The following is a 25,110-nucleotide window of genomic DNA, read 5'->3' on the forward strand; positions in this document are numbered from 1 at the left end:
GACGTACAGAGAAAGGCCAGATCCTCCATGCCACCGCTTCACATCGGCCTGCTCGGCGCGGGCGGCATCGCCCGCGCGCATCTGCCCGGCTGGCTGGAACTGGGTGCGCGGGTCAGCGTCCACACCCAGGACGGCTCCGCGGACAAGCTCGCCGCCGAGTACGCGGCGCGCGGCCACGACGTCACCGCGGTGCCCGCGCTCGACGACCTCCTCGCCGACTGCCGCGCCGTCGACATCTGCACCCCGACCCCCACCCACAAGGACCTCGCCCTCGCCGCGATCGCCGCGGGCCGGCATGTCGTCTGCGAGAAGCCACTCGCGCTGACCGTCGCCGACGCCGAGGACATCGCGGCCGCCGCCGACACCGCGGGCGTCCGCCTCCACCCGGCGCACGTGGTGCGCTACTTCCCGGCGTACGCGGCCATGCGGGACGCCGTCGTACGCGGTGAACTCGGCGCCCTCGCCGTGCTCCGCCTCACCCGGGGCGGGGCGCGGCCGCAGTGGGCGCCCTGGTTCGGCGACCCCGCCCAGTCCGGCGGCGTGATCATGGACCTGATGGTGCACGACTTCGACATCGCCCGCTGGGTCGCGGGCGACGTGGTGCGCGTGCACGCCCAGACGCGCGGCGTCGAGCACGCCACGGGCGCACCGGTCGGCGTCGTCACCGCCACGGCCGTCCTCACCCACGCCTCCGGCGCCGTCAGCCACGTCAGCGGCCTGTGGGGGCTGCCCGACCAGCAGTTCCGTACGACGTTCCGGATCGCGGGCGCCGACGGGCTGCTGCGCCACGACTCCACCGCCGTGCCCGGCTTCCGCATCACCGCGCAGGGCGAGCGCGCCGCCAACGAGGGCATCCCGTCGAGCCCCATGACGGAGAGCCCCTACCTCACCGAACTCCGGGAGTTCGCCGCGTCCTGGGACGACGCGGGCATCCGGCCGCGGGTCAGCGCCCGCGACGGCATCGAGGCGGTGCGGGTCGCGCGCGCGGCGGTGGAGTCGAGCCGCACGGGCCGCGCCGTCGAACTGTCCGCCGCCCCGGTGACGGGCCCCGCCCCCGCCCCGAGCGCCGAGAACGCCGAGAACGCCGCGAACGCCGAGAACGCCGAGAACGAGGAGTCCGCCCGATGAAGGTCGCCGTCCTTTCCTTCGCCCATGTCCACGCGGCGGCCTATCTGACCCTGCTGCGCGACCTGCCCGGCGTGGAGGTCATCGGCAGCGACCCCGACACCGCGCTCGCCGCGCCGGGCGAGACCCGGGGCCGCGCGTTCGCCGAGGGCCACGGCGTCCCGTACGCGGACACGTACGAGGACGCCTTCGCCTGGGGGCCGGACGCCGTGATCGTCTGCGCCGAGAACGCCCGGCACCGCCCCCTGGTCGAGCTGGCCGCCGCGCGCCGCGTCGACGTCCTGTGCGAGAAGCCGCTGGCGACCACCGTCGCGGACGGCGAGGCGATGGTCGCCGCGTGCCGGGCGGCCGGGGTGCGGCTCGCGGTCGCCTTCCCGGTGCGGTTCAGCCCGGCGTACGCGGCCGTCAAACGGGCCGTGGCCGCCGGTGACACCGGCCGCGTCCTGACCGTGTCCGGCGCCAACAACGGCCATATGCCGACCCGCGCCCGCCGCTGGTTCGCCGACCCCGAACTCGCGGGCGGCGGCGCCCTGATGGACCACACCGTCCACATCGCCGACCTCCTCGACGACCTGTTCGCGGCCCGCGCGGTGGAGGTCTACGCGCAGACCAACAACCTCCTGTACGAGGACGAGGTGACCGCCGAGACCAGCGGCCTGGTCACCGTGGTGTACGACAACGGCACCGTCGCCACCATCGACTGCTCCTGGTCCCACCCGCGCTCCCACCCCGCCTGGGGCGGCCTGGAGATGACCCTGGTCGGCGAGCACGCCACGCTGGAGATGGACGCCTTCGACCAGAAGGTGCACGGCCACAGCGAACGCCACGGCCGCGCCCTGGAACTCCCCTTCGGCGTCGACCTGGACGCGGCGATGCTCCGTGCTTTCCTGTACGGCCCCGGGCCGGACGGCATGGACGTCGCCGACGGCGAGGGCGGGCTGCGCACGCTGCGGATCGTGGCGGCGGGGTACGCGTCGGCGCGGACGGGGGTGCCGGTGGCTGTGGCGGAGGTGTGAGGGGCCCGCGCGCCGCGGCGGCGTCCTGCGCGAGGTCGCTGCACTTGTACGAGCACAACGACGGCCGCGGCCGCGACCTGAGGTTCGTACGACAAGGGCGGGGCCTACGAGAACCTCGACCGCTACAACTTCAACGACAAGACGTCGTCGTACCGCACCGGCAGCTGCGAGGCGCACCTGGCGGAGCGTCGTACCGCACCGGCAGCTGCGAGGCGCACCTGGCGGAGCACAACGGCGGCTGCGGCTGTGCGCTGCCGCGCTGTCCGGAAACCCGCCGCCCGGCCCGCGCCCTAGCCCCCGAAGAGCTGCGTCCAGTACGTCCCCGCCGAACCGCCGCCCGCGAAGCCCACGCCGAGGTGGGTGAAGGCGGGCTTGAGGATGTTCGCGCGGTGGCCGGGGCTGTTCATCCAGCCCTCGACGACCTCCGCGGCCGAGCGCTGGCCGCACGCGATGTTCTCGCCGACCGTGCGGTGCGCGCTGCCCGCGGCGGCGGCGCGGTGCCAGGGCTCGCTGCCGTCCGGGGCGGTGTGGGAGTAGAAGGCGCGGGCGACCATGTCGGCGCTGTGGGCCTGGGCGGCGGCGGTCAGACGAGGGTCGGGGGCCAGGGGCCGCAGTCCTGCCGCCGCCCGGTGGGCGTTGGTGCGGGCCAGGACGTCGGCCGCCGTGCTGGCCAGGCCCTGCGGGGAGTACGGCTCGGCCCACAGCGCCGTCCAGAAGACGTCCCCGGAGCCTGCGTGCGGGGCGGACGCCACACCGACGTGGCTGTAGGCGGGCTCCAGGACCGTCCGCCGGGAGCGGTCGTCGCCCAGGCAGTAGTCGAGGAAGTCGGCCGGGGTGCGCGGGCCCGACACCAGGTGCTCGCCGATCGCCAGATACGCGAAGCCTCCCGCGGTGACGCGTTGGTGCAGTGAGACGCCGTCCGGGCCCTCGGAGCCGAGCCTGCCGCGCGCCGCCATCGCGGCGGCGTGGGCGCGGGCGGCCTCGGTGAGGCGGACGTCCGACCGCACGGGCGGGACACCGGCGCGGGCGCGCGCGGAGTTCACGAGAGTGAGGAAGGGGTCGGCCGTCGGGGGTGGTGGGGCGTGCGGCGCGGGGTGGCCGGGGTGGGCTGGCGCGCGCGGCGGGGGAGGGGCGGGGAACCGGCGTGCGGCGGGCGGTGGCGGGGCGGAGTGCCGGGGCGCCGGGGCCGGGGGCTGCCGGGGCGTCGGGGGCGGGGCGGGCGCCGGAGGCGGTGTGTCGTCGGCCACATCCAGGCCGAAGTCCCTGGCCACACCGGCAAGACCGTCCGCGTACCCCTGGCCGAGCGCGCGCAGCTTCCAGCCCGTGCCTCGGCGGTAGATCTCGGCGAGCAGCAGCACCGTCTCGTGCTGCGCGCGCGGGGGCGTGAAGCGGGCGACGGCCTCCCCGCGCACGCTGCTGACCTGGAGGGCTATCGCGGGAAGGCGCCCGAGCGTGGTGCCGGGCTCGGCGGGGCTGACGACGACGGTGACCCGGCTCGCCCCCGGGCGCAGGCGGCGCGCGTCGACCGTGACCGTGTCGCCGCTGAGGCGGGCGCCGGACGCGGCGGGCTGGTTGTAGAAGACGAAGTCGCCGTCGCCCGCGACCTTGCCGCTGTCGCCCGTGATCAGTACCGACAGGTCGAAGGGGCCGGGCACGCGGAGCGTGAGGGGGCCGTCCGGCAGGGGCAGATTGCCTCCCGCCACCAGATCGTTCATGGGCTCCCCTGCGCGTCGGTTCGGGCCGGCCGCCGCGGCCCCCGTGACCACGTGCGGTGACTTGGAGAACGCGCGGGCCGGGCGGCCGGGTTCCCGGCATCCGCCCCGTGGGACCAGAGGCGGAGCACGGTCGGGACCGGAGGCGGATTCGGAGACGAGAGCGCCGGTATTAGCGTGGACCTTGCGCACGGTGATCCCGGGCGCGACCGTAAAACCGGACGTAAATAGACAAACAACGTCAAAGCTCTACAGGATCCGAGGTGCCCGCCCCATGCCCAGGCGTACGGAGCTGATCGAAGGACTCATGCAGCGGCACTCCCGGGTGCCGCGCGAGGCCGTGATCAAGGAGGACCTGCTGCGCGGCGGGATCGCCTTCGACGAGTCGGCGCTCAGCGACAGCGCCAATGAGGCATCCGGCGACATCAAGCCGAAGTCGTACTTCATCTTCTCCTTCGACCACGGCACCCTGCCCGAGCTGGGCGAGGCCGCGCTGCGCCGCCCGCCGGAGGAGATCGTCCTCACCGGCGGTCCCTACGAGCTGCGCCGCACGGTGGTGTCGGTGCGGGTGAACCCCTCCTCGCCGTACCGCGTGGCCGCCGACGCCGACGGACTGCTCGGTCTCTACCTGGACGGCCGGCGCATCTCCGACGTGGGCCTGCCGCCGATGCCGGACTACTACCGGCACAAGCTCGCGAACGGCAAGTCCGTCATGGAGGTCGCCCCGACCATCCAGTGGGGCTACCTGGTCTACCTCACGGTCTTCCGCGTCTGCCAGTACTTCGGCGCCAAGGAGGAGTGCCAGTACTGCGACATCAACCACAACTGGCGCCAGCACAAGGCCGCCGGCCGTCCCTACACGGGCGTCAAGCCCGTCGAGGAGGTCCTGGAGGCGCTGGAGATCATCGACAAGTACGACACCGCGAAGACCTCCACGGCGTACACCCTGACCGGTGGCGCGGTCACCTCGACGATCGGCGGCAAGGACGAGGCCGACTTCTACGGCCAGTACGCGAAGGCCATCGAGGAGCGCTTCCCCGGCCGCTGGATCGGCAAGGTCGTCGCACAGGCGCTGCCCAAGGAGGACGTGCAGCGCTTCCACGACTACGGCGTGCGGATCTACCACCCCAACTACGAGGTGTGGGACCCGTATCTGTTCGAGCGCTACTGCCCCGGCAAGGAGCGCTACGTCGGCCGCGACGAGTGGCACCGGCGCATCCTGGACTCCGCCGAGGTGTTCGGGCCGCGCAACGTCATCCCCAACTTCGTCGCGGGCGTCGAGATGGCCGAGCCCTTCGGGTTCAAGACGGTCGACGAGGCCATCGACTCCACCGTCGAGGGCCTGCGCTACTTCATGGCGCACGGCATCACGCCCCGGTTCACCACCTGGTGCCCGGAGCCGACGACGCCGCTCGGCAAGGCCAACCCCCTTGGCGCGCCCCTGGAGTACCACGTGCGGCTGCTCCAGGAGTACCGCGCGACGATGGAGGAGTTCGGCCTGTCCTCGCCGCCCGGATACGGCCCCGCGGGCCCCGGCAACGCCGTCTTCTCGGTGAGCAGTTTCATGGACAGCCTCCCCGCGTGACCCCCGTTCCGACGACCCCGGGCGGAGGCCCCATGTACCAGCACGTCACCGTCGTCACCGGCGGCACCCGAGGGATCGGCGCCGCCATCGCCCTGCGGCTCGCGCGGGACGGCCACGACGTCGCCGTCGGCTACCGCTCGGACGGGCAGGCCGCCGAGCGCACGGCGGAGGCCGTCCGCGCGACCGGCCGCCGCTGTGTCGCCGTCCGCCTGGACACGACGGACGAGAAGGACGTGGACCGGCTCTTCGAGACCGCCGCGGCCGAACTCGGCACCGTCACGGGACTGGTGAACAACGCGGGAGTCAGCGGCCCGAACGGCCCCCTCGCCGAGGCCGATGCCGAGGGCATGCGCCGCGCCATCGACGTGAACGTCCTCGGCTATCTCCTCTGCGCCCGCCGCGCGGTGCGCGACATGACCCGCACGGGCGGCGGCGCGATCGTGAACATCTCCTCCGGCGCGGCCACCCTCGGCAGCCCCGGCCAGTACGTCCACTACGCCGCCACCAAAGCCGCGACGGACACCATGACCGTGGGCCTCGCCAAGGAGGTCGCCCCGCTCGGCATCCGCGTCAACTGCGTGGCTCCGGGCGTCATCTGGACCGAGTTCCACGAGGACCCCGAGCGCCCCGCGAAGCTCGCCCACACCATCCCCATGGGCCGCTCGGGACGGCCCGATGAGATCTCCGGCGCCGTCGCGTGGCTCCTGTCGGACGACGCGTCGTACACGACGGGCGCGGTCCTGCGCGTCGCGGGCGGAATGTGAGGCGGCACATCCCATGATCACGGAGACCGAGCGGCTCACCGACGGCATCGTGCTGCGCCCCGCGTCCCTCGACGACGCCGAGGCGCTGGCCCGCGCCGTCCGCCGCAGCCGCGTCCACCTCAGCCCCTGGGACCCGGAACGCCCCGAGTCCTTCTACACCACCGAGGGCCAGGTGGAGCGGCTGCGCGCCCAGGCGGAGAAGAGCGCGGCGGGCCTGATGGCGGCGTGGCTGCTGTGGGACGAGGGCGCGGGGGAGGTCGCGGGCGCCGTCACGCTCTCGCACATCGCCCCCGCCCCGCTGCTCAGCGCCAGCCTGGGCTACTGGATCGACGTCACGTACGCCGGTCGCGGCCTCGCCACCGCCGCCGCGACCGCCGTGTGCCGGGCCGCCGACGAGCGCCTCGGCCTGCACCGCGTGGAGGCCGGCACGCTCCTGGACAACGCGGCGTCGCAGCGGGTCCTCGCCAAGTGCGGCTTCGAGGAGTTCGGCCTCGCCCGCGAGTACCTGCACATCAACGGCGCCTGGCGCGACCACCGCCTCTTCCAGCGGATTCTCAACGACCGCACCCCTTAAGGGTATTGGTACGTACCAACCTCCGGTGCCACACTGCCCCCAGGGTGAAAGCCCGATGGGGAGGGGCCATGTCCGCCGGGATGTCAGAGACGGTTGAGTCGGGTTGGGCCGAGTTCGGGCGGCAGCTGCGCTTCCACCGCAGGCGAGCCGGACTCACCCAGCTGCAGCTCGGCAGGAGGGTGGGGTACCACCACACCTTCATCAGCAGGCTCGAAGGGGGGCTGCGGGAGCCGCCCTTCGACCTGGTGTGCCGACTGGACACCGTCCTGGAGACCGGCGGTCGGCTCGCGGCGGCCCTCGCCACGCCGCGTCAGGTGCCGCGGGCGCCCGGCCGGAGCCCGGCGGCCCCCACGCTGTTCTCCCCGATACCCGGAGCGGACTCACCCGGCGACGAGGCGCCCCCGGTCTTTCCTTCGTGGCCCGCTCGGCTCCCGGCCGAGGGACTCGCCTGCCCGCTGCACGGCACGGTGGGGTGTGCGGTGCCCGACCAGAGCGAGGTGGCGGTCCTGCTCAAGGGAGCGAGCGGGTCCTTCGACGGCGTCGGCGAGGCGACCGGCGCGGAGTCGGACCTGCTGCACGGCCTCACCGCCGTCCTCGCCTGCCTGGTCCGCGAGCCGTTCGTCCATCTGACCGACGTCTGCGCGGCGACCGTGGAACGGCTGCTTCGCGGTGTGGTGCGCTGGGCCGAGGCGGTCGACTCCACGGGCCGGCTTCCGTACGGACAGTTGCGGCTTGCCGCTCAGTACGCCCAGGTCGCCGGGCGCCTGCGGATGGAGCGGGGGCAGAGCGGTGTCGCCATGGCCTGGTTCGGGCAGGGCCTGCGGTGGGCGGACGCGGCCCAGGACGCCGGGGCCCGGGCGACCCTCCTGAGCGATGTGTGCACCCTTGTCCGGCTCGACGGCGATGCCACCTCGATGCTCGTGTACGCGGAGGCGATCGGCGCGGTCGACGCCAAGCGGCGCTGGATGGCGATGCTCGGGGACCTCTATCAGGCGCGTGCGTACGCGCTCGGTCAGGACGCCGTCGAGTGCCGGCGCCACATCACGATGGCCCGGCGCAGGTTCGCGCGCCTGGACGACCGGGACCGCCTGGAAGCGCCCTGGCTCGGCGGTGCCGAAGGCGTGCTGCGCCTCGAGTCGGCGATCGGGGGCGCGCTGCGCGACCTCTCGGTGGCGACCGGTGACCGCGCGGCGGCCCGGCGCGCGATCGAGGCCACCGCGCAGTCGTGCGCGCTCCTTCCGCCGCTGATGCGCACCACCCGGGTGCTGCTCACCCTGCGGCTCGCGGACAGTTGGGCGTGCGCCGGTGACCAGGTCGCGGCGGTCGCCCTGGCCGAGCCGGTCCTCACCGAGGCCATGCGCTCCCGCGAATTGGTGATCACCGCCGAGCTGCGCGGGCTGCGGAGCCGGCTCGCCGGGCGCTGGGGCGACCTGCCGGAGGTCCGGGAGCACCGGGAGAGGCTGCGGGACGCCTCGGAGTGAGCCGGGCCCCGTCCTCGCGGGCGGGACTTGCCAGATCTTGCCAGGACGTCCCGGGCGGTCGGAATTCATTGACCGCGGCCCGGTCCGGTGTGAGGGTTCCGCCCAACCCCATCTGTGTCATGTCACGGTCAGTTGAAGCGTGAGAGCGGTACCGGGCGCCGGGAGATCCCCGCCTCCGGATCTCGCCGGCTGAACGGGGCCTCCACACCTCTCACAAGGAGCCGCGATGCCCAGAAAGTCCATGGCGGCCGGGATAACCCTGGCCCTGGTACTCGGAGGGGTGGTGGCGCCGGCGACCCTCGCCTCGGCCGCGGCGCGCACCTCGCCCCCTGAAGGCAAGCCGGACCCCCTCGCGAAGGCCGTCGCCGCCGCCGACCAGGCGGCGCGGAGCGGCCTCGACGCGCTCGCCAAGGGGCCCGAGGAGCAGTACGACCGGCAGCAGGTCACCCGCTTCGGCAAGGGCCTGTACTCCGTCGCCTACGAACGCACCTACCGGGGACTGCCGGTGGTGGGCGGCGACGCCGTGGTCCTCGCCGACGGCAAGGGCAAGGTGCGGTCCGTCCACGCCGCCACCGACGCCCGGATCTCCGTCACCACCAAGGCGCAGGTGAAGGCCGCGCAAGCCGTCAAGACCAGCCGCGCCAGACTGGCGTCGGTCAAGAAGGTCGACTCCAGACGCCTGGTCGTCCGGGTCAAGGACGACGCCCCCACCCTGGCCTGGGAGACCGTGCTGACCGGCCGCACCAAGGCGGGCGACCCCAGCAAGCTGCACGTCTTCGTGAACGCCCGCACCGGCAAGGTCGTCGACACCTACGACGACGTGCGCGCGGGCACCGGACGCAGCAAGTGGAACGGCCCGAGCCCGCTGACCATCGACACCTCCCGGTCGGGCAACAACTACGTGCTGCGCGACACCACCCGCCCTGGGCTCCAGTGCTCGGACTACAGCGGCGGCCTGTTCACCAAGGCCACCGACGACTGGGGCACCGGCGACCCCAAGAGCAAGGAAACCGGCTGCGTCGACGTCATGTTCGCCGCGCAGAAGCAGTGGAACATGTTCAAGGAGTGGTTCGGCCGCAACGGCCACGACGGCAACGGCCGCAGCTGGCCGGTGCGCGTGGGCCTCAACGAACTGAACGCCTACTGGGACGGCTCCACGGTCACCATCGGCCGCAACACGGCCAACGAGTGGATCGCCGGAATGGACGTCGTCGCCCACGAGTTCGGCCACGGCCTGGACTCCAACACCCCCGGCGGGGCGAACAACGAGCGGGGACTCGGCGAGGCGACCGGCGACATCATGGGCGCCCTGACCGAGGCGTACTCCGCCCAGTCCGCCCCGTACGACACCCCCGACTTCACCGTCGGTGAAATGGTCAACCTCCAGGGCCGCGGCCCGATCCGCAACATGTACGACCCGAGCCGGATCAACAACGACCCCAACTGCTACTCCGCGTCCATTCCCGGGACCGAGGAGCACAAGGCGGCCGGGCCGATGAACCACTGGTTCTATCTCCTTGCCGAGGGCTCCAACCCCGGCGGCGGCAAGCCCTCAAGCCCCACCTGCAACAGCAAGGCCGTGACCGGCGTGGGCATCCAGAACGCCGGCAAGATCTTCTACGGGGCCATGCTGCTCAAGACCAGCGGCATGACGTACAAGCGCTACCGCACCGCCACCCTGACCTCGGCGAAGAACCTGGACGCGAGCTGCGGCCTGTTCGAGGCCACCAAGGCGGCCTGGGACGCCATCAGCATCCCCACCCAGAGCGGTGACCCCACCTGCACCGGGCAGCAGAACGACTTCTCCCTCGGGCTCAACCCGTCCTCGGGGAAGGTCGATCCGGGCGCCACGGTCAACGCCACGGTCACGACCGCGACCGTCACGGGCAGCGCCCAGCAGATCACGCTGACCGCGAGCGGCGCCCCGACGGGCGTCGACGTCTCGTTCACCCCCGGGACCGTCACCTCCGGCTCCGACGCCACCATGAAGGTCACCGCCGCGCAGTCCGCGAAGGCCGGCACCTATCCGATCACGGTCACGGGCACCGCGGGCACCAAGACCCACACCGCCCAGTACAACCTGACGGTCGGAGGCGGCGGCAACCCGACGCAGCCGCCGGACGTCGACGTCGCCAAGGTGCGCGAGCACCTGACCCAGTTCAACACCATCGCCTCGCAGAACGGCGGCAACCGCCGCGCCACCGGAGCCGGTTACCGAGCCTCGCTCGCCTACGTCAAGGGCAAGCTCCAGGCCGCCGGTTACACCGTCACCGAGCAGACTTGCGCCTCCGGCTGCACCGCGGGCGCGGGCAACAACCTGATCGCCGAGTGGCCGCAGGGCGACGCCAACAACGTCTACATGTTCGGCGCGCACCTCGACGGCGTGGCCGCGGGGCCCGGCATCAACGACAACGGCTCCGGCTCCGGCACCCTCCTGGAGGCGGCCCTCTCCCTGGCGCAGAACAACCCGACCATGAAGAACCGGGTCCGCTTCGCCTGGTGGACCGACGAGGAGCAGGGCCTGAACGGCTCCGACTACTACGCACGTTCGCTCTCCGGCACCGAGCGCGCCAGGATCAAGGCGTACTACAACTTCGACATGGTCGGCTCGACCAACGCCGGCTACTTCATCAACAACGTGAACTCCGCGGCCTCGGCGCCGATGCGGGAGTACTGGACGTCGCTCAACCTCGCCCCGCAGGAGAACGTCGAGGGCCGGGGCCGCTCCGACGACTACTCCTTCCAGCAGGTCGGCATCCCCACGTCCGGCTACGCCACCGGCGCGTCGGCCACCAAGTCCGCGGCCGAGGCCGCGAAGTGGGGCGGCACCGCGGGCCGCGCCTACGACTCTTGCTACCACTCCGCCTGCGACACCACCAGCAACATCAACGCGACCGCTCTTGACCGCAGCGCGGACGGCGTGGCGTACACGATCTGGAAGACGTCGGTGAGCGACACGCCCGCCCCGGCGGACGACTTCTCGATCTCCGCCAACCCGGCCTCGGGCACGATCGAGCCCGGCTCGTCCGCCAAGGTCACCGTGAACACCACCACCACGGCCGGTGAGCCGCAGAAGGTGGCTCTCTCGGCCTCGGGCGCCCCGGCAGGCGTCAGCGTGTCCGTCAGCCCGGATTCCGTGACCTCCGGCGAGTCCGCGACCGCCTCGGTCGAGGTCGCCGCGGGCACGGCCCAGGGCACCTACACCCTGACCTTCACGGGCGCGGGGAAGACCAGCCACACCACCACCTACACCCTCACCGTGCCCGGCGACGGCGGTGGCGAGACCACCTGGAAGCTGGGGGAGACCTACGCGGCCGGGGACGTGGTGACGTACGAAGGCATCCGCTACCGCTGCATCCAGGGGCACACCGCCTACCCCGGCTGGGAGCCCCCGAACGTCCCCGCCCTGTGGGAGGCCATCTGAGCGTCCTGAGTCACCAGGGGTCCTGACAGCGTGAAGGGGCGGTCCACCCGGTGGACCGCCCCTTTCATCCGGTGCCGTAGCGTCCGGCCGCCACGGTCAGACGATGTCCTCCGCGATCTCCGCCTGCTCCTTGTCCGTGCCGTACGCCGACGGCGTGCTGTAGGAGCGCCGCGCCACGAACCACCAGACGGTGGCGAGGACCAGGACGACGGCGAGGGCGATCGACGCGTAGTTCATCGACTCGACGTTCACCGGCGAGGCCTGCGGAAGGCAGAACAGGACGGTCACGAAGCCGACCCAGCACACCGCGATCCAGCCGACCGGCTTGCTCCACCTGCCGAGGTTCCACGGGCCCGGCTGGAAGCGGTCGCCGGCCCGCAGGCGCAGGAGCACCGGGATCGCGTACGCGGGTGTGATGCCGATGACGTTGATGGCCGTGACCGCGCCGTACGCCGTCTTGGAGTACAGCGAGGGCAGCGCGATGACGGCGGCGAGGCCCACCGAGAGCCACACCGCGGGCACCGGAGTCTGCGTCTTGGGGCTGACCTTGCGCCAGAGCTTGGAGCCGGGCAGGGCGTTGTCACGGCTGAACGCGAACACCATGCGGCTGGCCGCGGCCGTCTCGGCGTTGCCGCAGAACAACTGCGCCACGATCACGATGAGCATCAGGGCGGTGGCGCCGGACGTGCCCAGCCCGTCGATGAAGATCTGCGCCGGGGGCACGCCGGTCGCGCTCTCCTGGGTGCCGACGTAGTCCTGGATCGCGAACGTGAGACCGGCCAGCAGCACGAAACCGGCGATCCAGGAGACCCAGATGGCCCGCACGATGCCCCGGGCCGCCGTCACCGAGGCGTTGGAGGTCTCCTCCGAGAGGTGCGCCGACGCGTCGTACCCGGAGAACGTGTACTGAGCGAGGAGCAGGCCGATCATCGCCACGTACAGCGGGCTCGACCAGCCCGTGTCGTTGACGAACTCGCCGAAGACGAACGACGGCGACTGGTGGCTGTCGGGGACGATCGCGAGGACACCGACGATGACCGCGACGCCGGCCAGGTGCCACCACACGGAGATGGAGTTGAAGAGGCTGACCAGACGCACGTTGAAGAGGTTCAGGAGCGCGTGCAGGAGCAGGATGCACAGGAAGATCACGAAGGTGGACCCGGCCGTCGGCGTGAAGTCCGTGTGCATGCTCAGCAGGGCGCCGCTGAACAGCGCCGCGCCGTAGTCGATGCCCGCGATCGCGCCGAGCAGGCCGAGCAGGTTCAGCCATCCCGTGTACCAGCCCCAGCGGCGCCCGCCGAGCCGGTCGGCCATGTAATAGAGCGCACCCGACGTCGGGTAGGCGCTGGTGACCTCCGCGAGGGCGAGACCCACGAACAGCACCATCAGACCGACGCCCGCCCAGCCCCACATCATCACCGCGGGGCCACCGGTGCCGAGGCCGAACCCGTACAGCGTCATGCAGCCGGACAGGATGGATATGACGGAGAAGCTGATGGCGAAGTTGCCGAACCCGCCCATGCGGCGGGCCAGGACGGGCTGGTAGCCGAGCTCTCGGAGCCGTTGTTCCTCGTCCGGGAGCGCTGGCGCCGGGACGGAGCTCGACACGGTGGTGCGGGACACTGGTGAACCTCCGGGGGAAGAGCGGGGGGTGCGGGGGCGCGGGGGGTGTGGGGTCTCTGCGAACGCGGGGAAGCGGGGGGAAGGGGGGATCAGCCGTGCGGGCCGGTGCCCTGGCCGCGCGCCGCGTGGTAGCAGCGCGCGCGGGCCTGGACGAAGGCCTCCGCGGCCGCGTCCGCGTCACCGGGCGCGTGCGTGCGGTACGTCCACGGCACGGTCGTGTAGAAGGGGTCGAGCGCCTCGAACACCCGGACCGCGTCGTGGAACTGGTGGGCTCCCCACAGCGCGTGCGCCAGATGGTTCAGGTCGAGCAGTGACGTCGACTCCGGCCGCGCGTGGTCGAACCACAACTGGAGCGCCCTGAGCGCGCTGCGCGTGGCGTCCTCCGCGACCCAGTGCAGGTCGAGGGCGCGCTCGTTGCCGCCCTCGCGGCGGTAGCGCTCCACGCGCGCGTACAGCGGCAGGACGTGCAGTGCCGAGCCCGCGGGGGCCGCCGCGGACGCCCAGTGCACGAAGTTGACCGCCTCGGTCAGCGGCGCTCCGGGCCTGCGGTTGTACGCGAACTGGAGCATGCGGTGGTACGCCTCGCGGTTGCCGGGATCGCGCTTGTCGGCCTCGGCGAGGATGTGCCAGGGGCCGGGGAAGAGCATCGGCTCGGGCGCGGCCACCCGGTGCTCGTCCCACCGCTGGCCCTCGTCGAGCTGGGCGAGGGCCAGCAGGCAGATCCACGGGACGGGGTCCTCCGGCGTGGTCTGCGAGGCGATGCGGCAGGCCTCGTTGGCCTCCCGCCACAGCTCGTTGGTGTGGCGGTGGCCCGCGCGGTGCGCGCGCAGGGCGCGTTCCACCGTGACGCGCGTGTGCAGCACCGTCGCGGCGACGCTGCGCGGCTCCTCGGCGAGCCAGGCGCGCACCACGTCGGAACCGGCGACGGCCGCGGCCAGGATCTGCGTACGCTGCGTCCACAGTCCCCAGTCGGGGGTCTCGGTGAGCAGGTTCCTCGTCGACACCCAGCGGCCTGCCTTGAGGTCCTGGAGCACGGCACGCAGGGGAGCGTCGTGGCCGGCCGGGTGGTACACCGGGCGGGCTAACGGCATCGGCATGGGTCCTCTGGGCTCTGGCTGAGCGGGTTGGGGGTGTTCCGCGACGGACGAAGGGGTGAACGGGGAGTGAACGTGCCGTAGGGGGTGGAGCGACAGATGATGAAGAGGTGTACGGGTCGGCGAAGTGGTGTGCGAGTTACGGACGTTGTTCGGCGGTCAGTGTAGAGCGGAGTCTTACGATTACCGGCCGGTCCCCGGATCTTTCTTGACCAAGTTGTGTCAACGCGGCGCGCCGGTGTGAACGTTGCGTTCTCTGTTGCTCAACAACAGCACTGATTGCGGCATTTGACGCATGAGTCGACCCTTGACGGCCCCGCGCCCGCTGTAGCAGGCTTCCGCGGTGATCACGACTGACCGCGGCCCGCGCCCCGCAGCCCGCCCGCCCCACCGCCGCGGAGCGCGGCGATGACCGGCCCGGTGCTCGCCGTCGACCAGGGCACCTCCGGCACCAAGGCGCTCGTGGTCTGCCCCGAGCGCGGCGTGATCGGCTCCGGCGCCGCACCCGTACGCCCCCGCCATCTGCCCGGCGGCCGCGTCGAGGTCACGCCCGACGACCTGCTCACCTCCGTGCTCGACGCCGGCCGCGAGGCGCTCGCGCGGGCGGGCGAGCCGGTCGCCGCCGTGGGCCTCGCCAACCAGGGCGAGACGGTGCTCGCCTGGGACCCGGATTCCGGCGAGCCCCTGACCGACGCCTTGGTGTGGCAGGACCGGCGCGCCGACGACCTGTGCGCGGAACTCGCCCGGCACTCCGACGAGTTGAAGTCGCTCACCGGCCTTCCGCTCGACCCCTACTTCGCCGCCCCCAAGATGGCGTGGATACGCCGCCACCTCACCCGGCGCGGCGTGGTCACGACCAGCGACGCCTGGCTGACGCACCGCCTCACCGGCGCCTTCGTCACCGACGCGGCCACCGCGGGCCGCACCCAGCTCCTCGACCTGGACTCCGTCACCTGGTCGCCGCGCGCCCTCGACGTCTTCGGACTCGGCGCCGAACGGCTGCCGCGCGTCGTCGACGCCGCCGAACCGGTCGGCACCACCACGGCGTTCGGCGCCGAGATCCCGCTGACCGGGCTCCTCGTCGACCAGCAGGCGGCGCTCCTCGCCCAGGACGTCACCGAGCCCGGCAGCGCCAAGTGCACCTACGGCACGGGGGCGTTCCTGCTCGCCCAGACCGGCACCAGCCCGCGCCGGGGCGACTCCGGGCTGGTCGCGTGCGTCGCCTGGCGCCTGGACGGCCGCAGCAGCTACTGCCTCGACGGGCAGGTCTACACCGCCGCCTCCGCCGTGCGCTGGCTCACCGACCTCGGTGTCATCGGCGGCGCCGAGGACATCGACCCGATCGGCTCGGCCGTCCCCGACACCGGCGGCGTCACCTTCGTGCCCGCACTCGCCGGGCTCGCGGCGCCCTGGTGGCGCGGCGACCTGCGCGGCTCCCTGACCGGGCTCGGCCTGGACACCACGGCCGGGCACCTGGTGCGGGCGCTGTGCGAGGGCATCGCGGCGCAGGTCGCCGAACTCGCCGACGCGGTGGCCGCCGACCTCGGCGAGCCGCTGCGGAGCCTGCGCGTCGACGGCGGTCTGACCCGCTCGGGCCTGCTCATGCAGACCCAGGCCGACCTGCTCCAACTGCCCGTGGAGGTCTCGGCGCTCCCCGACGTCACGGCCCTCGGCGTGGGCGCGGTCGCCCGCCTCGGCCTCGACCCGGCGCTCACCCTGCGCGACGTCGTGCCCGACTGGCGCCCGGCCGCCGTCTACGAACCCCGCGTCGGCGCCGACGAGGCGGCCGCCCGCCGTGAGGCGTTCCGCGCGCAGGTGGCGGTCCTGACGGAACGCACACCGTCGTGAGCGGGGCCGGGGCGCCAGGGCGCGGCGGACCCGGCCGCGTCACCCGAGCCGGAACCCTGCCGCCCGCGCCCGCCGCATCGGGCCGGGGGCCGGGCCCGGGTCCGGGACCGGCATCGGCGTCGACGCGCGAGCCGTACGACGTCACCGTCATCGGCGCCGGAGTCGTCGGCACCGCCATCGCCCGCGAACTGGCCCGCCACCCGCTGCGCGTCGCCGTGGTGGAGGCGGCGGACGACGTGGGCGAGGGCACCTCCAAGGCCAACACCGCCATCCTGCACACCGGGTTCGACGCCGTGCCGGGCTCCCTGGAGGCCCGCCTGGTCCGGGAGGGACAGCGCCGCCTCGCCGCGTACGCCGCCGAGTGCGGCATCCCCGTGGAGCGGGTCGGCGCGCTCCTGGTCGCCTGGGACGAGGATCAGCTCGCCGCCCTGCCCGCCCTCCGGGCCAAGGCCGAGCGCAACGGCTACGCCCGGACGGTCCTGCTTGACGCCGCCGAGCTGCGCGCCCGTGAGCCGAGGCTCGGCCCCGGCGCCCTCGGCGCCCTCGAAGTGCCGGACGAGAGCATCATCTGCCCCTGGACGACCCCCCTCGCGTACGCCACCCAGGCCGTGCGCTCCGGCGTGGACCTGCACCTCGACTGCCGTCTGACGGACGCCGGTGCGGACGCGCCCGGCGACGGCCCCCGCGTGCTCACCACGAGCCGCGGCGAGCTGCGCACCCGCTACCTCGTCAACGCCGCGGGCCTGCACGCCGACACCGTCGACCGCATGCTCGGCCACGACACGTTCACGGTCACCCCGCGCCGCGGCCAGCTCATCGTCTTCGACAAGCTCGCCCGCGACCTCGTGAACCACATCCTGCTGCCGGTGCCGACGGCGCTCGGCAAGGGCGTCCTCGTCGCCCCGACGGTGTACGGGAACGTGCTCCTCGGCCCCACGGCGGAGGACCTGGACGACAAGCGGGCCACCGGCACCACCGCCGACGGGCTCGCCTCCCTGCGCGAGCGGGGCGCGCGCATCCTGCCGGACCTCCTGGACGAGGACGTCACCGCCGCCTACGCGGGGCTGCGCGCGGCGACCGAGGACGACGACTACCGGATCAGCCCCTGGCCCGAGCAGCGCTACGTCACCGTCGGCGGCATCCGCTCCACCGGCCTGACCGCGTCCATGGCCATCGCCGCGCACGTCACCGGCCTGCTCGCCGACTGCGGCCTCGACCTGGGCGAGCCGGGGGACCTCGCGCCCGTCACCATGCCCAACATCGGCGAGCGCTTCCCGCGCCCCTACCAGCGGGCCGACCTGATCGCGGCGGACCCCGCGTACGGCACCCTCGTCTGCCACTGCGAGCGCGTCACCCACGGGGAGATCCGCGACGCCCTGGCCGGTACGGTGCCGCCCGCCTCCGTCGACGGGCTGCGCCGCCGCACCCGCGCCCGCGGCGGCCGCTGCCAGGGCTTCTACTGCGGCGCCGCGGTCCGCGCGCTCCTCGAAGGACGCGGCCGTGTGGAGGCACCGCGATGAGGCACGAGCGCAGCGTGGACGTGCTGATCGTCGGCGCCGGACCCGCGGGGCTCGCGGCCGCCGCCGGGCTCGCGGCGGCGGGCGTGGGCCGCGTCGAGGTCCTGGAGCGCGAGGAGCAGGCGGGCGGCGTGCCCCGCCACTGCCACCACGGCGGCTTCGGGGCCCGCACCTTCGCCGGACTGACCGGCCCCGGCACGAGCGGGCCGCGGTACGCGCGCGCCCGCGTCGACGCGGCCCGCCGCGCGGGCGCGCGCGTGCGCACCGGCGTCACCGCCACCGGCTGGGCGGGCCCCCTCAGCCTCGACACGACCTCGCCCCTCGGCCTGGAACGCCTCACCGCGCGGGCCGTCGTCCTCGCCACCGGCGCCCGCGAACGCCCCCGCGCCGCGCGCCTCGTGCCCGGCGGCCGCGCCCCGGGCGTCTACACCACCGGCGAACTCCAGCAGGCCGTCCACCTGTACGGCCAGCACATCGGCACCCGGGCCGTGGTCGTGGGCGCCGAGCCCGTCGCGTACGCGGCGCTGGACACGCTGCGGCGCGCGGGTGTCGCCGTGGTCGCCCAGGTGACCGCGGAGGCCCGGCACCGCTCCACGCCCTGGCGTGCCGCCGAGTCCCGGCTGCGGCACGGCGTCCCGCTGCTCACCGGTGCGGAGGTCGCCGAACTCGTCGGCAGGGAACGGATTTCCGCCGTGCGGCTGCGGCATCGCACCGGGCTCCTCGCTGAACTTCCCTGCGACACCGTCGTGTTCACGGGTGACTTCGTGCCCGATCACGAACTGGCGCGCCGGGGCGGGGTGCCGCTCGCCCCCGGCACGCGAGGGCCCGCGGTGGACGCGGACTTCCGTACGGAGGTCCCCGGGGTCTTCGCGGTCGGGAATGTGGCGCACGCCGTCGAGCCCGCCGCGGCGGTGGCCGCGGAGGGGTGGCGCGCCGCGGCGTCGGTGCGCCGCCATCTGCTGTCCGGGCAGTGGCCGCTCGTGGCGCGCGGGGTGTGAGGGCCCTGTGCCTTCCTGGCCCACACGGCCCGCGGCCGTGGTCCGGCCCGGCGGTATCGTCTGCGGCGCCACGGTCCCGTCGGCCGGGGCGCCCGTGTCCGGCGGCGCCCGTGTCCGGCGGCGCCCGCCGGGCGATGCGGACCCTGAACGAACGGGGCGCGTTCCACAACGAGGCCCACACCCTCGACGACGTCCGCGCGCAGTTCGACCGGCACTTCGACCGCCACGAACTGCCGGCACGGCTGCGTCGGAGTCTTCCGCGCCTGGACGGCCGCCTGAGATCCCCCGTACACTCCGAAACTAGCAGCGCTAATTAAACCGCTCATGTCTCGGAGCCGCCCCGTGCGCACCGTCCACTTCGCCGCCGCCCGCCGCACACCGATCGGGCGGCTCCGCGGTGCCCTGTCCGCCGTCCGCCCGGACGACCTCGCCGCCACCGTCGTCCGCGGCCTGCTCGACGACCTGCCGGGGCTCGACCCGGCCCGCGTCGACGAGGTCTACTGGGGCGCGGCCAACCAGGCGGGCGAGGACAACCGCAACGTCGCCCGCATGGCCGTCCTCCTCGCCGGCCTCCCGGACTCCGTCCCCGGCGCCACGGTGAACCGCCTGTGCGCCTCCGGCCTGGAAGCGGTCACCCTGGCCGCCCGCACCATCGCCGCGGGCGACGCCGACATCGTGCTCGCGGGCGGCTCCGAGTCCATGAGCCGCGCCCCCTTCGTGCTGCCGCGCCCCGACGAGACCCTGCCGCACCGCATGGAGACCGCCGACACCCGCCTCGGCTGGCGCCTGGTCAACCCGAGGATGAAGGAACTGCACGGACTCCTCTCCATGGGCGAGACGGCCGAGGAGGTGGCCACCCGGCACGGCGTCTCCCGCGAGCGCCAGGACACCTTCGCCCTGCGCAGCCACCAACGCGCCGCCGCCGCCCGCAAGGGCGGCCACTTCGACGACGAACTGCTCCCCGTCACCACCCCCGACGGCACGGTCGTCGACGCGGACGAGAGCATCCGCGAGGACACCTCGTACGACAAGCTCAGCGGGCTGCGTCCGGTGTTCCGCGCGGGCGGCACCGTCACGGCGGGCAACGCGTCGCCGATGAACGACGGCGCGGCGGGCCTGCTCCTGGTCAGCGAGGAGGCCTTGCACGACCTGGGGCTCGAGTCCCTCGGCCGGTACGTCACGGGCGCCTCCGCCGGTGTGCACCCCGACGTGATGGGCATCGGCCCCGTGCCCGCCACCCACAAGGCCCTGGCCAGGGTCGGCTGGAGCGTCGCCGACGTCCAGGAGGCCGAGTTCAACGAGGCGTTCGCCGCCCAGGCGCTCGCCTGCGTGGACGCCCTCGGGATCGACCCGGAACTGGTCAACCCCGACGGCGGCGCCATCGCGCTCGGCCACCCCCTCGGCTGCTCCGGCGCCCGCATCCTCACCACGCTCCTGCACCGCATGCGCCGCACCGGCACCACCCGCGGCCTCGCCACGATGTGCGTGGGTGTGGGCCAGGGCACCGCCCTGCTGGTCGAACGGGACTGACCCCGGGCCTGCCCGCCGAGCGGGACTGACCCGGCCCTGCTCGCCGACCGGTCCGCCCCGGCCCGCCCCGGCGGAAAGTGCGTGGGCATACCATCGGTGCCCAGCATGGACGCCTCAGCCGCCACCTCAGCCCTATCCGCCCTGACCGTCTGGGAGTTCGGCGCCCTGGCCCTGGCCGCCGGGGTCGTCGGCTTCTCCAAGACCGCCGTCAGCGGCGCGAACACCGTCAGCCTCGCCGTCTTCGCCGCGGTCCTGCCGGCCCGCGCGTCGACGGGCGTGCTGCTGCCGATCCTCATCGCCGGGGACGTCCTCGCCGTCCTCACCTACCGCAGACACGCCCACTGGCCCACGTTGTGGCGGCTGTTCCCCGCGGTCGGCGCGGGCGTCGCCCTGGGCACGGTGTTCCTGATGTTCGCCGACGACGCCATGATGCGTACGTCGATCGGGGCGATCCTGCTGCTCATGGCCGCCGTGACCGTGTGGCGGCGCCGGTCGGCCGCGACCGGACCCACGGCGGACAGCGAGGGCGGGACGGCGCGGGCGAGGGCCGGGATCGCCGCGCCCTCCTACGGCGTGCTCGGCGGCTTCACCACCATGGTCGCCAACGCGGGCGGACCGGTCATGTCGATGTATCTGCTCTCGGCGGGCTTCAAGAAGCTGAGTTTCCTCGGCACTTCGGCGTGGTTCTTCCTCATCGTCAACACCTCCAAGGTGCCCTTCAGCGTCGGCCTCGGCCTCATCGACGGGCCCTCGCTGCTGCTCGACGCGACCCTCGTCCTGTTCGTGATCCCGGGCGCCCTCATCGGCAAGGCGTGCGTGAATCGCATCAACCAGCGGCTCTTCGAACAGCTCGTCATCGGCGCGACCGTCCTCGGCGGCCTCCAGCTCCTGCTGCGCTGACGCCCCCGCCTGGCCGACACCGGGCCCCACGTACCCTCGACCCCATGCCCCACGTGCTCGTTCTCGGCGGCACCACCGAGGCCCGCCGCCTCGCCGCCGCCCTCGCCGCCCGGCCGGACACACGGGTGACCACCTCGCTCGCGGGCCGCGTCACCCGGCCCGCGGCGCTCGAAGGCGACGTGCGCGTCGGCGGCTTCGGCGGGCCCGACGGCCTCGCGCGGTGGCTGCGGGACCACGGCGTGACCGCGCTCGTCGACGCCACACACCCCTTCGCGACCACGATCAGCGCGCACGCGGCGCGAGCCGCACGGGCCACCGGCGTCCCGGCGCTCGCCGTGCGCCGCCCCGGCTGGCGCCCCGGCCCCGGCGACGACTGGCACGACGTGGCCTCCCTGGAGGACGCCGCCGCCGCGCTCCCGACCCTCGGCCGCCGTGTCTTCCTCACCACCGGCCGTCTCGGTCTCGCGGCCTTCGCCCCGTACGACGCGCTGCACTTCCTCGTACGCTCCGTCGAGCCGCCGCAGCCGCCGCTGCCCCGCGACGTACGGATCCTCCTCGACCGCGGCCCGTACACCGTCGACGGCGAGACGGCACTCCTTCGCGACCACCGCGTGGACGTGCTCGTCACGAAGGACAGCGGCGGCGGGGCGACAGCCGCCAAGCTCACGGCCGCCCGTGCCCTGTCCCTGCCCGTGGTGGTCGTGCGCCGCCCCGAGCCGCCGCCGGGGATGCCGGTGGTGGCCGACGTGGAGTCGGCGCTCGCGCGGCTCGGGGTGCCCGGACCCTAGGGCGCCTGTCCGATGGGTCCGGCTCGCGTGGCCGCGGGCGCGCCCTGTCCTCGTAGGGACGCGGGCCCGCCCTAAGCCGGCGTCTTCACCGCCAGGCGTGCCCCCTGCCGCCGGTCCAGCGCGAGCCCGTGCGCGAGGTCCTCCGCGAGGAGCCGCTTCGCGATCGCGTCGACCGCCGCCATCAGCTTCCCGTCGCCCCCGGCCGCCCCCTCCAGGGCGCGGCCGCCGTCCTTCTCCAACTGCTCGCGCAGCCAGGCCCCCCACGCCGTACCGATCACGTCGGCCTCCCGCGCGCCCGCCGCCGTGTGCTGGAACAACGTCCCGGTGCGGGTCAGATAGCCCTCCTCGACCATGCGGTCGAACACGGGCACCAGGACCTCCGGCGGCAGTTGGCGGCGGGCCGCGATGAGGTTGAGGTTGGCGTGGCCGACCATCCGGGTGAACAGGGCGACCTGCATCACCGCCCAGGCCCCGGCCATGTCCAGGCGCGTGTCGGACCGCTGGATGATGGCGCGCGCGGTCTGCGGGCCCTTGGCGCGCAGGATGTTGCCGACGGCGAGTTCGAGGAGCCTGGCCGAGTCGCCCGTCTGCGGTGACGCGAACCCCTCACCCATGTCGGACGAGCTCATCCGCGCGCTGTCGCGCAGCTCGACCTGCTTGAGGAACAGCGCCACGACGAACCCGACGAGCGCGACCGGCACCGTCCACAGGAACACCGTCTGGAGCGTGTCCGCGTACGCCTTGACCAGCGGTGCCGCGGCCGCGCCCGGCAGGTCGTGCAGCCCTTGGGGGCTCTGCGAGGCCTTCGCGACGACGTCGGGCGGCGCGGCGCCGGTACGGGAGGCCTCCGCGACCCCGTCCCGCAGGTTCGGGGCGAGCGTGTTGGCGTAGATCGTGCCGAACACGGCGGTACCGAACGAACTGCCCAGCGTGCGGAAGAAGGTGACGCCGGACGTCGCGGTGCCGAGGTCCGCGTAGGCGACGGTGTTCTGGACGGCGATGGTGAGCACCTGCATGCACAGGCCGATCCCGGCGCCGAGCACGAACATGTACAGCGACTCCAGCCACGTACTGGTCTCGCTGCCCATCAGCGAAAGCAGGAAGAGCCCGAGCGCCATCACCAGCGAGCCCACGATGGGGAAGATCCGGTACGTGCCCGTCTTGCTGACCACGTTGCCGCTGAAGATCGACGCGATGAGCAGGCCGACGACCATCGGCAGCGTCCGCACGCCGGAGATCGTGGCCGAGTCCCCGTCGACGTACTGCAGATACGTCGGCAGGAACGTCATCGCGCCGAGCATCGCGAAGCCGACGATGAAGCTGAGGATCGAGCAGACCGTGAACACGGGGTTCGCGAAGAGCCGCATCGGCAGCATCGGCTCCGCCGCGCGTGTCTCCACCCAGCAGAAGCCCGCGAGCGCGAGCAGTCCGCCCGCGAACAGCCCGATGATGGTGCCCGAGCCCCACGCGTACTCGTTGCCGCCCCAGCTCGTCGCCAGGATCAACGCGCTCGCGCCGACCGCCACCAGCGCGATGCCCAGATAGTCGATGACGGGCTTCGACGCCGACTTCACCACCGGGATCGTGCGGGCGGCGGCCGCGACCACGAGGATCGCGATGGGCACGTTGACGTAGAACGCCCAACGCCAGGTCAGATGGTCCGTGAACAGGCCGCCGAGCAGCGGCCCGATGACCGTGGACACGCCGAAGACCGCGCCGATCGCGCCCTGGTACTTGCCGCGCTCCCGCAGCGGGATGACATCGGCGATCAGCGCCATCGCCGTGACCATCAGACCGCCCGCGCCGATGCCCTGCAGCGCCCGCCAGGCGATGAGCAGCGTCATGTTCGTGGCGAGGCCGCACAGGAACGAGCCGGTGATGAAGACGATCGCCGACACCTGGAACACGATCTTGCGCCCGAACAGGTCGCCGAACTTGCCGACGAGCACCGTCGCGACCGTCTCCGCGAGCAGGTACGACGTCACGACCCACGACATGTGCTCGGCCCCGCCCAGGTCCGACACGATCGTCGGCAGCGCGGTCCCCACGATCGTCTGGTCGAGCGCGGCGAGCAGCACCCCCAGCATGATCGTCACGAAGACGACATTGCGCCGGCGCTTGTCCAGGACCGGTGGCCCCTGCTCCGCCGCGGCCACGGGCTGATCGGTAACGGTCACAGCCTCACCCTCACACTCGCGCCGGGGGTGTGCATGCGGGGCCGTCCGGTCCGGTGACGGGCCCGCCCCGCGGTGGGCCGCGGGGCGGGTCAGCCGTCCGTGCGCCTGCGCAGCAGGTACGTGTCCATGATCCAGCCCTTGCGGGCGCGGGCCTCGGCGCGCAGCCGTTCGATGCGCGGGGCGGCCTCCGCGAGCGGCCCCGACACCAGGATCTCGTCGGGGGTGCCGATGTAGGCGCCCCAGTAGATCTCGACGTCGTCGCGGTCGGCGTACCGCCGGAAGGCCTGCCGGGCGTCCAGCATCACCACCACGTCGTCGACCCCGGCCGGGAAGCCCTCGTCGGCGAGGCGGCGGCCCGTGGTGATCTGGACGGGGCGCGCGACGCGGTTCAGGCCGGTGCGGTGGCGGGCGGCGAGGGCGGCGACGCTGCTGATGCCGGGGACGACGTCGTAGCCGAAGGCGACGGCCCCCCGCGCGAGCACCTCCTCCAGAATCCCGATCGTGCTGTCGTACAGCGCGGGATCGCCCCACACGAGGAACGCCCCCGTCTGGTCCGCGCCCAGTTCCTCGGCGATGAGCCGCTCGTAGATGTCGGCGCGGCGGCTGCGCCAGTCGTCGACGGCGGGCGAGTAGTCCGCGCCCCCCGCCCGGCGGTCGCGCTCGGGGTCGCGGGCCTCGACGACGCGGTAGGCCCCGTCCGGCCGGTGGGCGTCGAGCATGCCCCGGCGCAGCGCCACGAGGTCCGCCTTCTCCTCGCCCTTGCCGAGGAGGAAGAACACGTCGGTGTCCCCGAACGCCTTGACCGCCTGCAGGGTCAGCTGATCGGGGTCGCCCGCGCCGATGCCGATGACATGAATCTTTCGCACGGGGCGAGTGTGCCGCACCGGGGCGCGGGGGCCGCCGCCGGGTGCGGGCCCGCTGTCGGGAGCGGGACCGGTGCCGGCTGTGGGACCA

At 73.4% G+C, this 25,110-nt stretch carries 18 protein-coding genes; 13 read left to right on the top strand and 5 right to left on the bottom strand.

Annotated elements, in window-relative coordinates:
- The first annotated feature begins 27 nt into the window (after positions 1-27).
- Positions 28-1,128 (top strand): Gfo/Idh/MocA family protein, encoded by a 1,101-nt coding sequence (locus ACZ6BG_RS33145; RefSeq protein WP_469008286.1) that lies wholly within the window; start codon positions 28-30, stop codon positions 1,126-1,128.
- Positions 1,125-2,141, top strand: a complete 1,017-nt coding sequence (locus ACZ6BG_RS33150; RefSeq protein WP_469008290.1) for a Gfo/Idh/MocA family protein — start codon at positions 1,125-1,127, stop codon at positions 2,139-2,141. Before ACZ6BG_RS33145 ends, ACZ6BG_RS33150 begins: the two co-directional genes overlap by 4 nt.
- Before the next feature lie 290 nt (positions 2,142-2,431).
- Here the strand turns inward: ACZ6BG_RS33150 and ACZ6BG_RS33155 are convergent, their stop codons facing one another.
- Complete coding sequence (locus ACZ6BG_RS33155; RefSeq protein WP_469008293.1) at positions 2,432-3,856, bottom strand: CAP domain-containing protein; 1,425 nt, start codon at positions 3,854-3,856, stop codon at positions 2,432-2,434.
- Positions 3,857-4,127: 271 nt separating this feature from the next.
- Between ACZ6BG_RS33155 and ACZ6BG_RS33160 the strand changes: the two genes are divergently transcribed.
- The 5 genes from ACZ6BG_RS33160 to ACZ6BG_RS33180 all read left to right on the top strand — a co-directional run bounded on the left by ACZ6BG_RS33160 (position 4,128) and on the right by ACZ6BG_RS33180 (position 11,681).
- Entirely contained in the window at positions 4,128-5,438 is a 1,311-nt protein-coding gene (locus tag ACZ6BG_RS33160) for a radical SAM protein (RefSeq protein ID WP_469008295.1), read from the top strand.
- Between the two features lie 32 nt (positions 5,439-5,470).
- On the top strand, positions 5,471-6,202 hold the full coding sequence (locus tag ACZ6BG_RS33165) for an SDR family NAD(P)-dependent oxidoreductase (protein ID WP_469008298.1): 732 nt from the start codon (positions 5,471-5,473) through the stop codon (positions 6,200-6,202).
- Between the two features lie 13 nt (positions 6,203-6,215).
- Positions 6,216-6,776: a GNAT family N-acetyltransferase gene (locus ACZ6BG_RS33170; RefSeq protein ID WP_469008301.1), complete on the top strand. Its 561-nt coding sequence runs from the start codon at positions 6,216-6,218 to the stop codon at positions 6,774-6,776.
- Between the two features lie 80 nt (positions 6,777-6,856).
- Positions 6,857-8,257 carry a helix-turn-helix domain-containing protein gene (locus tag ACZ6BG_RS33175; protein ID WP_469008305.1) on the top strand — a complete coding sequence of 467 codons (1,401 nt, stop codon included), beginning with the start codon at positions 6,857-6,859 and terminating at the stop codon, positions 8,255-8,257.
- A gap of 241 nt (positions 8,258-8,498) precedes the next feature.
- Positions 8,499-11,681: a M20/M25/M40 family metallo-hydrolase gene (locus tag ACZ6BG_RS33180; RefSeq protein ID WP_469008498.1), complete on the top strand. Its 3,183-nt coding sequence runs from the start codon at positions 8,499-8,501 to the stop codon at positions 11,679-11,681.
- A gap of 96 nt (positions 11,682-11,777) precedes the next feature.
- On the opposite strand, the gene ACZ6BG_RS33185 is transcribed toward ACZ6BG_RS33180, so the two are convergent.
- Together ACZ6BG_RS33185 and ACZ6BG_RS33190 are read right to left on the bottom strand one after the other, a co-directional pair.
- Positions 11,778-13,304: an amino acid permease gene (locus tag ACZ6BG_RS33185; protein ID WP_469008308.1), complete on the bottom strand. Its 1,527-nt coding sequence runs from the start codon at positions 13,302-13,304 to the stop codon at positions 11,778-11,780.
- Positions 13,305-13,393: 89 nt separating this feature from the next.
- On the bottom strand, positions 13,394-14,401 hold the full coding sequence (locus ACZ6BG_RS33190) for a hypothetical protein (RefSeq protein ID WP_469008311.1): 1,008 nt from the start codon (positions 14,399-14,401) through the stop codon (positions 13,394-13,396).
- A gap of 405 nt (positions 14,402-14,806) precedes the next feature.
- Between ACZ6BG_RS33190 and ACZ6BG_RS33195 the strand changes: the two genes are divergently transcribed.
- From ACZ6BG_RS33195 to ACZ6BG_RS33220, 6 genes are all read left to right on the top strand, one after another.
- Positions 14,807-16,246 carry an FGGY family carbohydrate kinase gene (locus tag ACZ6BG_RS33195; RefSeq protein WP_469008314.1) on the top strand — a complete coding sequence of 480 codons (1,440 nt, stop codon included), beginning with the start codon at positions 14,807-14,809 and terminating at the stop codon, positions 16,244-16,246.
- 149 nt (positions 16,247-16,395) lie between these two features.
- Positions 16,396-17,766 (top strand): FAD-dependent oxidoreductase, encoded by a 1,371-nt coding sequence (locus tag ACZ6BG_RS33200; RefSeq protein WP_469008500.1) that lies wholly within the window; start codon positions 16,396-16,398, stop codon positions 17,764-17,766.
- Positions 17,763-18,761, top strand: a complete 999-nt coding sequence (locus tag ACZ6BG_RS33205) for an NAD(P)/FAD-dependent oxidoreductase (RefSeq protein ID WP_469008317.1) — start codon at positions 17,763-17,765, stop codon at positions 18,759-18,761. Before ACZ6BG_RS33200 ends, ACZ6BG_RS33205 begins: the two co-directional genes overlap by 4 nt.
- A 342-nt stretch (positions 18,762-19,103) precedes the next feature.
- Positions 19,104-20,291: a thiolase family protein gene (locus ACZ6BG_RS33210; protein WP_469008322.1), complete on the top strand. Its 1,188-nt coding sequence runs from the start codon at positions 19,104-19,106 to the stop codon at positions 20,289-20,291.
- 105 nt (positions 20,292-20,396) lie between these two features.
- Entirely contained in the window at positions 20,397-21,191 is a 795-nt protein-coding gene (locus ACZ6BG_RS33215; RefSeq protein WP_469008325.1) for a sulfite exporter TauE/SafE family protein, read from the top strand.
- 44 nt (positions 21,192-21,235) lie between these two features.
- Positions 21,236-21,979, top strand: a complete 744-nt coding sequence (locus ACZ6BG_RS33220; protein ID WP_469008329.1) for a cobalt-precorrin-6A reductase — start codon at positions 21,236-21,238, stop codon at positions 21,977-21,979.
- Positions 21,980-22,050: 71 nt separating this feature from the next.
- Here ACZ6BG_RS33220 and ACZ6BG_RS33225 read toward each other — a convergent pair whose 3' ends face one another.
- Both ACZ6BG_RS33225 and cobF read right to left on the bottom strand, forming a co-directional pair.
- The gene (locus ACZ6BG_RS33225) at positions 22,051-24,156 is read right to left on the bottom strand and encodes an MDR family MFS transporter (RefSeq protein WP_469008332.1); all 2,106 of its coding nucleotides are present in this window, start codon (positions 24,154-24,156) and stop codon (positions 22,051-22,053) included.
- Between the two features lie 89 nt (positions 24,157-24,245).
- Complete coding sequence (cobF, locus tag ACZ6BG_RS33230) at positions 24,246-25,022, bottom strand: precorrin-6A synthase (deacetylating) (RefSeq protein WP_469008335.1); 777 nt, start codon at positions 25,020-25,022, stop codon at positions 24,246-24,248.
- Positions 25,023-25,110 lie beyond the last annotated feature (88 nt).

The sequence above is a fragment of the Streptomyces sp. NPDC041205 genome (genome assembly GCF_055591765.1).